This is a genomic window from Paenibacillus sp. 3LSP (assembly GCF_032465655.1).
Lineage (GTDB): Bacteria > Bacillota > Bacilli > Paenibacillales > Paenibacillaceae > Fontibacillus > Fontibacillus barengoltzii.
This window is the reverse complement of sequence record NZ_JAWDJI010000087.1, coordinates 1-6,935: the sequence shown is the minus strand read 5'-3', so window position 1 is coordinate 6,935 and position 6,935 is coordinate 1. Positions and strand designations below refer to the sequence as shown.

The 6,935-nt window shown below is 39.6% G+C and carries 6 protein-coding genes; 3 read left to right on the top strand and 3 right to left on the bottom strand.

From position 1 onward, the window contains the following. Window positions 1-170: 170 nt before the first annotated feature. Window positions 171-590, bottom strand: coding sequence for a very short patch repair endonuclease (locus RW092_RS06825; protein WP_316009847.1), 420 nt, complete (start codon window positions 588-590; stop codon window positions 171-173). A gap of 522 nt (window positions 591-1,112) precedes the next feature. On the opposite strand from RW092_RS06825, the gene RW092_RS06820 reads away from it, so the two are divergent. The 3 genes from RW092_RS06820 to RW092_RS06810 are packed head-to-tail and all read left to right on the top strand — an operon-like array spanning window position 1,113 to window position 5,107. Next, on the top strand, window positions 1,113-2,264 hold the full coding sequence (locus RW092_RS06820; RefSeq protein ID WP_316009846.1) for a restriction endonuclease PLD domain-containing protein: 1,152 nt from the start codon (window positions 1,113-1,115) through the stop codon (window positions 2,262-2,264). A gap of 11 nt (window positions 2,265-2,275) precedes the next feature. Beyond that, window positions 2,276-4,135 (top strand): Z1 domain-containing protein, encoded by a 1,860-nt coding sequence (locus RW092_RS06815; protein WP_316009845.1) that lies wholly within the window; start codon window positions 2,276-2,278, stop codon window positions 4,133-4,135. Window positions 4,136-4,150: 15 nt separating this feature from the next. Further along, window positions 4,151-5,107 (top strand): restriction endonuclease PLD domain-containing protein, encoded by a 957-nt coding sequence (locus tag RW092_RS06810; RefSeq protein WP_316009844.1) that lies wholly within the window; start codon window positions 4,151-4,153, stop codon window positions 5,105-5,107. Window positions 5,108-5,149: 42 nt separating this feature from the next. Here the strand turns inward: RW092_RS06810 and RW092_RS06805 are convergent, their stop codons facing one another. Both RW092_RS06805 and RW092_RS06800 read right to left on the bottom strand, forming a co-directional pair. Beyond that, window positions 5,150-6,202 (bottom strand): DNA cytosine methyltransferase, encoded by a 1,053-nt coding sequence (locus tag RW092_RS06805; RefSeq protein ID WP_316009843.1) that lies wholly within the window; start codon window positions 6,200-6,202, stop codon window positions 5,150-5,152. Beyond that, a complete protein-coding gene (locus RW092_RS06800; RefSeq protein WP_316009842.1) occupies window positions 6,199-6,534 on the bottom strand; it encodes a helix-turn-helix domain-containing protein in 336 nt (111 codons plus the stop codon). The genes RW092_RS06805 and RW092_RS06800 overlap by 4 nt, the downstream gene beginning before the upstream one ends. Window positions 6,535-6,935: the final 401 nt, after the last annotated feature.

The window sequence follows — 6,935 nt, the reverse complement described above, 5'->3', positions numbered from 1 at the left end:
CAAAGATTCGGAGCCCTTTTCATATTTTCAAGAAGCGATACTTTCGAAATTCAGGTTAAATTATGAACGGAAATGTACAGTTGAATGCTCGAAATGCAAGACCGTAAAATATGACCAAAAATATGATTGAATCCCCGAATAGGCCGCCCATGTATTTGCAGGCGGCTTTGTTATTCTGATTTAGACACGTTAACCCAATTTACTATTTTCTCTATCGTACCCTCAAAGTCATGCTTAACTTCGTGTTCCCAGATCCGTAATACCTTCCATCCTAACTTAGAATAGTATTGGTTAACTTCATTATCCCTATCAACATTCCTCTGCAGTTTTTTCTCCCAGTACTCTTTATTGGAGCTCGGCTTATTTCCGTGTATTGGACATGAGTGCCAAAAACAAGAATCAATGAAAATAACTATTTTGTACTTTTGGATGGCGATATCGGGAATGCCAACAAGTTTTCTAACGTTTTTTCTGAATCTGACCCCTTTTTTCCATAATTCTTTTGTAACCTTGCTTTCCAACGAAGACCCTGTGGAACGTATTGCCCTCATATTCTTCGAACGCTGATCTTTTGTAAACATATCCACCATAAAATCCTCCAAGATTGCTTCATACTATGACCCTCAAGAATCGGAGCATTTGATCTATCTGAAATGCAGAGTGCTGTTTTCTGTTATGATAAATATTAGAAATTTAATCGAATCTGTATTACTTGTGATGCGGGCTTTAAATAGAACTGGGAATCGAAAGCCGATATTCTCCCATTGCTTTGTCCACAAGGACTTTTGGCCCTGTTTGTCGAAATCAGCTACAAGATAATGAATAAATCTGTTAACCATAATGGTATGTAAACAACAATCACGAGATATAATGCGGCATTGCTTTGTTCATAAATCTAGGCGTTACCTTGAGCAGAGATCCTTTAATTTTTTTGGCTTTGCAGGAGAACAGCCCAGCAGAATACTGATAAGATGGCATTTGCATAAAATCTACCAGACAAATATATTATAACCGAGATCCTGCTTTGTATATTGTGGGCTGTTAATTGCGATGCTGATGAGGAAACAGAGATTACAAAAAGACAAATCGATGTAAGGAGAAGGAGTAATCTAATGAAACTGTTATACTCAAATATTTTGCCCCTTGGTACAACCGAAGGTCAAGATACATTTATTGACTGTTTTAATGAGCAAATTGCAAAATCAGATCGTGTGGAAATTGCGGTTGGATATGTATCACGCGCCGCATTAGAAGAACTTGACCTTCTGGTTGAAAAACACAATATATCGAGTATATGCCTTACTATTGGTATGTACTTCATAGAAGGAATGCCGGAAGGATCTTATAATTGCGCGCTTAAACTGAACAGGAAATGGAAAGAGGCTGGTATTGGCGAAATTAGGATTGTAAAAGCATTTAAGTATCACGGCAAATTATACTGCTTTTATCATGAAGGAAAGCCTTTTTCCGCGATTATTGGTTCTGCAAACTTAGGAGCAATTAAAATGGAGGCCAGTAATCGCCGACAGTATGAAATCTCATCGTTTACTGATGATTCTGCCGAATGCAGAAAAATCGCGGAGTTTATTGAAAGGCTTAAAGAAGAGAATTGTTCTTCTAATATTGCCTATATTAAAGGAATGTCACTAATAAGGGAATTAAATACATCACTTAGCGGCATCGATACAGTAACTCAACTTCCTCCAACAGCTGTACAGCTTTATGAAAAGCATAAAACAGGAGTTTCCTTTGTACTACCATTAAAAGTTCCTGCTTATGATGAGCGGCATATGGATGATGGTAAGCATTATACGAAATCGAATATTAATGTTTGCTATGCAGCACCGCGAAGCAAGAGAAAATCCCGTGATTGGTACGAGACTCAGCTGACCGTGAGTAAAGAAATAACTCGCACCGCAGGATACCCGGAAAAGAACAAGGCATTTTTTGTCGTTACCGACGATGGTTATTGGTTTAAGGCGCATACTACGAGTGATGGTAATAAACAGTTCAGCGCTGTCGGGGATGAACTTATACTTGGCCGTTGGATTAAAGGCAGACTTGCTGCTGCGGGACTTGTAACACCTGTTAACGATACCCAAGCAGATACAGATCGAAAGGGAATGATTACGAAAGAAATGTTACGAGAGTACGGTTGCGATAGCCTTGTGCTTTCAAAAACTGACCAAAAAGCTTTGGATGAAGACGGCTCCGAGCTTGATGTATGGATGTTATCGTTTGAAACAACGGCTTTGAATGAGTGAGAGGTGCGACGATGCGATATTTAAAAACATACCTTCAAAAGATCACGAACCGAGGCAATGCGAAATTGGCGGAGTCCATAGCTAGAACTGCTGAAGATATTGGCAATCAACATATTCGCAATTTCTCATTTACAAGCCATGAGATTGGTTTATTGTTCGGCAATGTACAATCAGGAAAAACTGGCCAAATGTTTGGCATCATGTGCAAAGCGGCGGACCTTGGTTTCCCGGCATTTGTCTTGCTTACAACAGATAATGTTGTTTTGCAACAACAAACCTTGAAACGTGTCAGAGACGATTTGGACGGATTTTGTATTTGCGGCGAAAACGATTCAGGGTTGTTTATTGAGAATAGCCTTGTCAAACCAGCGATTGTTGTTCTCAAAAAAAATGCCCGAGTGCTGAGACTATGGGCGAATGTATTTAACTCTACGGGTTTTATGAAGGGTAATCCGCTCTTTATTGTTGACGATGAGGCAGATGCCGCTTCATTGAACACGCTTGTAAACCGCAATGGTCAGTCGTCGATTAATAAGTATTTGGATTCTATAAAGAATGGCGCATCAAGCAGTTTGTATCTGCAGGTTACTGCTACCCCGCAAGCCATCTTATTGCAGACACTTGCTTCCGGCTGGCATCCTTATTTTTCATATTACTTCCAACCCGGAGATGGTTATCTAGGTGGGGATTTTTTCTTTCCGACTAGCGGAAAGCAACCTGATTGTATTGATTTTCTTGAAAACATTAAACGGCCAACTCGAAATGTTGTTACACGCCATCTTGCTGTTTCTGCGCAGATAATTGGAACCGGCGGAAAAGTGTCAAATTGTCTTTTACACCCGAGTGTGCGTCAAGTTGTCCATCAGCGTTTTGCAGACGAAGTAATAAAAGAACTAAGATGGTGTGCAGAACATATCGATGATGATTTTATTGCAGAATTGCAAGTTCAGTATGCTTCTTTAGAACCCAAGAAAAGCAGGAAACTTCCATTCGACTATATCTGCAAGATTGCCAAGGAATTAGTGGAAAATAACGGTATAAAAATCCTTGTGATGAACGGCAAAACAGATGTTGAAAGTGCCGAATATGAACGAGGTTGTAATTTTATCATCGGCGGGAATACCCTTGGCCGAGGTGTCACTTTCCCAGGCTTGCAAACAATTTATTACACAAGAACAAGTAAGAATCCGCAGGCTGACACTATGTGGCAACATAGTCGAATGTTCGGTTATGACAGAGATCCCGGCATGATGAAGATATTTATAGAAGAACATCTTTATAAATTGTTTTCGGATATCAATGCCACTAACAATTCCATCATCGCTCAGATAGAGCAAGGGATTGAAAAAATAAAAATCTACTATCCGGATGGAATTAATCCAACCAGAAAGAATGTGCTTGATAATAAACACGTGGGAATTATCTCGGGAGGAACAAACTATTTCCCGTTTTATCCAGATAATGATACCATCGAGGATATTTCAAAGCTATTACAACAGTTCTCCGATGATGAACCTTACTATCAAGTAAATCTGAGATTGATTAAGGAGATATTGACGCATATTGTACCGAGTCCGGACTTCAAATTGAATGCGTTCCTTTCTGTAATTGACGCTATTCTTTCTGAGCAACCTGCTGGTCAGGGTATTTTAATAGTTCGTAGAGAAAGGAATGTGGCGCAGGGAACAGGCGCATTATTGTCTCCTAATGACTGGAAATTGGGAGGCACATTCATTGACAAAATCGTCCTCACTATGTATCAAGTCACTGGAACTAAGGGATGGGGCGGAAAGGCTCTTTGGGTACCTAATATTAAACTTCCTCACGGTATCATATATTATGATGTGGTTGAAGAGAATTCTGAAGTGTAGGAGGGCAAGGCATGTATGTTCACTAATAATATAGCACATAGAATCTTATTTGCTCCTTCCCTTCAAGGAGCAGATACTTTGCTGATATTAAGTGGATATGCTACTCCTAATATGGCGTCCTGGTTAATAAAGAGTTTTCAGGAACAGAATATGCCTTCTGTCAATATTTCATTGGTAATAGGAATGGTTCCTTATGACGGGCTTAGTGTTCCTATACATGAAGGATTTAAAGAACTCCATGGCAAGCCATATCCGAATGTTGTAGAGAGTTTTACTTGCAGTTATGTTTGCGAAAATCCGCCAGTCCATGCGAATCTATACATTTGGCTAAAGAGCGGAACGCCAATACTGGCTTATACAGGTTCCGCTGATTTCATACAAAACGCATTTGTTTCATCGCGAAAAGAAATCATGGAATACTGTGATCCAGAAGAAGCCTATCGATTTTTTGAGGAAGTTGAGGCGAAATCCATCTATTGTAACCACTCAGAGGTCGAAGACCATATCGTTCTACGTCCGACACATCAAGTATTAGATGCTGAGAACAAGCCCATAACCAAACTGGCTGGAGAAGGGATTGTTTCTGCATCACTATCTCTTCTTACGAGTAAGGGAGATATTGGGGAAAAGTCCGGACTAAATTGGGGGCAGCGTAAAGGTCGAAATAAAAACCAAGCATACATACGTCTTCCTGCACAAATTGCAAGGACGGGTTTCTTTCCGCTTAATAAACAGCATTTTACTGTAGTTACAGATGACGGTCATACACTCATTTTAAGGGTAGAGCAACAGAATAATAAGGCAATTACAACGCCCCTTAGCAATGCTCAACTTGGAGAATATTTTCGAAAGCGTTTAGGTCTTGCGAATGGGGCTTTCGTAACGAAGCAGGATCTGCTGAACTATGGAAGAACGGATGTTACCTTTTATAAAATTGATGATGAGCAGTACTATATGGATTTTCATGTGTAAAAAATCAGTTGCTTTGTTGGAGAAACAAAGCAACTGATTTTGTTATTCTTTAATACTTGGGGCAACACTTTCATATTCAATTCCAGCAAAGCATTTTAAGATTGCTTCGAAAATAATTTTCGCACCTTGACAAGGTACTGCCATGCCGATTTGTTTTCGTACACTTTCCTTACTTCCCAGGAATCTATAGTTATCAGGGAAAGTCTGTAATCTAGCACGCTCTCTATTAGTCAATGCTCGCGGCTCTTCCCAATGATAGATGTGTGTTCCTCCTCCGCCGCTCCCTGTAACTGTATAGGAAGGCTTTGTTGGATCAAGTCTCTTATAGATTTGACTTATTTTTGCACCTGTAACGTTTAGCCGCAAATCTTCTGGAAGGTCTGCTGTGAATGCGTTTTGCCCAGGGAGAATATGTTGCAATCTTCTAACAACGGTAGCAGATTGTTTCGTCAATTCGTGGTTATAAGCATCCTCTGGAATAGGAGGATTCTCTATTGCGTTTCTGCAAGTGTTATCAATTAGAGCATAAGGCGCTGTTGACGGAACTTTGAATTCAACGTTGATATCGTTCCGGATGCCAACAATAATCAAACGATGCCTTGCCTGGGGTATTCCGTATTCCTCAAACTTATACAGATGTGGTGTGATTGTATAGCCGGCTTCTTTCAATTCTTTGAGAATCATTGTGAAGGCCTTACCATCATTTGCATTTCTAAGTCCGCCTACATTTTCTGCTAAAAACCACTGCGGTTTAAAAATTTTTAAAGCTTTGACTCCATAGGAATATAAGGGGCCGTAGACACCATCCATACCTTTTTGTTCACCGACAACACTATAGTCATTGCAAGGGAACCCAAACGCTAATGCATCAATTGGAGCTAATTTAGACATATCGAGTTTTCGTATATCCTCATGGTATACAGTATTAGGTGCATCTGGACAAATATTATATCTGTACGTTTCACAGGTATCTGCATCATAGTCATTTGCCCACTGATGTACAATTCTAAAATCGTCATTTTCAATCCGTGCATTTATGGCTCCCCAGGCGATACCGCCAGGACCACAAAATAATTCCCCAAGTCTAAAAATCATATCTGCTCAACCTTCCATTTTTTGTTGAAAATATCGATCTGTGCTTGAATGAGTTGCTTTTCCTCGTCGTCAAGAGATGAAACACCTCGAAACACAAATTGATATTCTCTAATGTCCTCTTCAGTCAAATAACCAGCCAGGACATAAAGCGGTATCAATTGAATATTGTATAATTGGGCAAGTTTTTTTAAATCATCAGGTGTACAATTAATTTGCCCTCTTTCCATCTTGCTGAGTCTCGAATCTGTTATGCCGGTAATTTGATTTACCTTTTTTAGGCTCAAGCCGCATTTTTCGCGACTTTCCTTCAATCGGTCGCCTAACACGGACATACTCTCACCTCTTCAATACAATAACACTCATGCTGCGATAATGCAAGTAACTATCAAATTATTGCTGCGTTAATGCAGCATTATCATAGCCAACTCAGTGATGAGTATTGGTAAGGAAATTGGAACTTGTTGTTTTGTCTTATCTTTTGCAGATGAATGTGGGAAGTGGTCAAACACATAGGATAATCAATTTCGATGTCAATATAATGGCCGGCATTTCGCTTATACTCGTGCATTCTTATATATTTAAAGGAAAGTTGAATACCCTTTTATTATTCCTTGAAGAAAGAGTTCATCGGGATTACTCTAAAGTTCCAACTCTAGTTCCGACAAATATGATCCTAAATAGGGCTTGCTGAATAATCAAAAAATCCTTATCTCACAAGGGTTTAGAGGCACTA

Excerpts from the sequence above, each read along its gene's own strand:
- RW092_RS06815 (WP_316009845.1), top strand. The coding sequence starts at position 2,276 with ATGCGATATTTAAAAACATACCTTCAAAAGATCACGAACCGAGGCAAT.
- RW092_RS06800 (WP_316009842.1), bottom strand. The coding sequence starts at position 6,534 with ATGTCCGTGTTAGGCGACCGATTGAAGGAAAGTCGCGAAAAATGCGGC.
- RW092_RS06825 (WP_316009847.1), bottom strand. The coding sequence starts at position 590 with ATGGTGGATATGTTTACAAAAGATCAGCGTTCGAAGAATATGAGGGCA.
- RW092_RS06805 (WP_316009843.1), bottom strand. The coding sequence starts at position 6,202 with ATGATTTTTAGACTTGGGGAATTATTTTGTGGTCCTGGCGGTATCGCC.
- RW092_RS06810 (WP_316009844.1), top strand. The coding sequence starts at position 4,151 with ATGTTCACTAATAATATAGCACATAGAATCTTATTTGCTCCTTCCCTT.
- RW092_RS06820 (WP_316009846.1), top strand. The coding sequence starts at position 1,113 with ATGAAACTGTTATACTCAAATATTTTGCCCCTTGGTACAACCGAAGGT.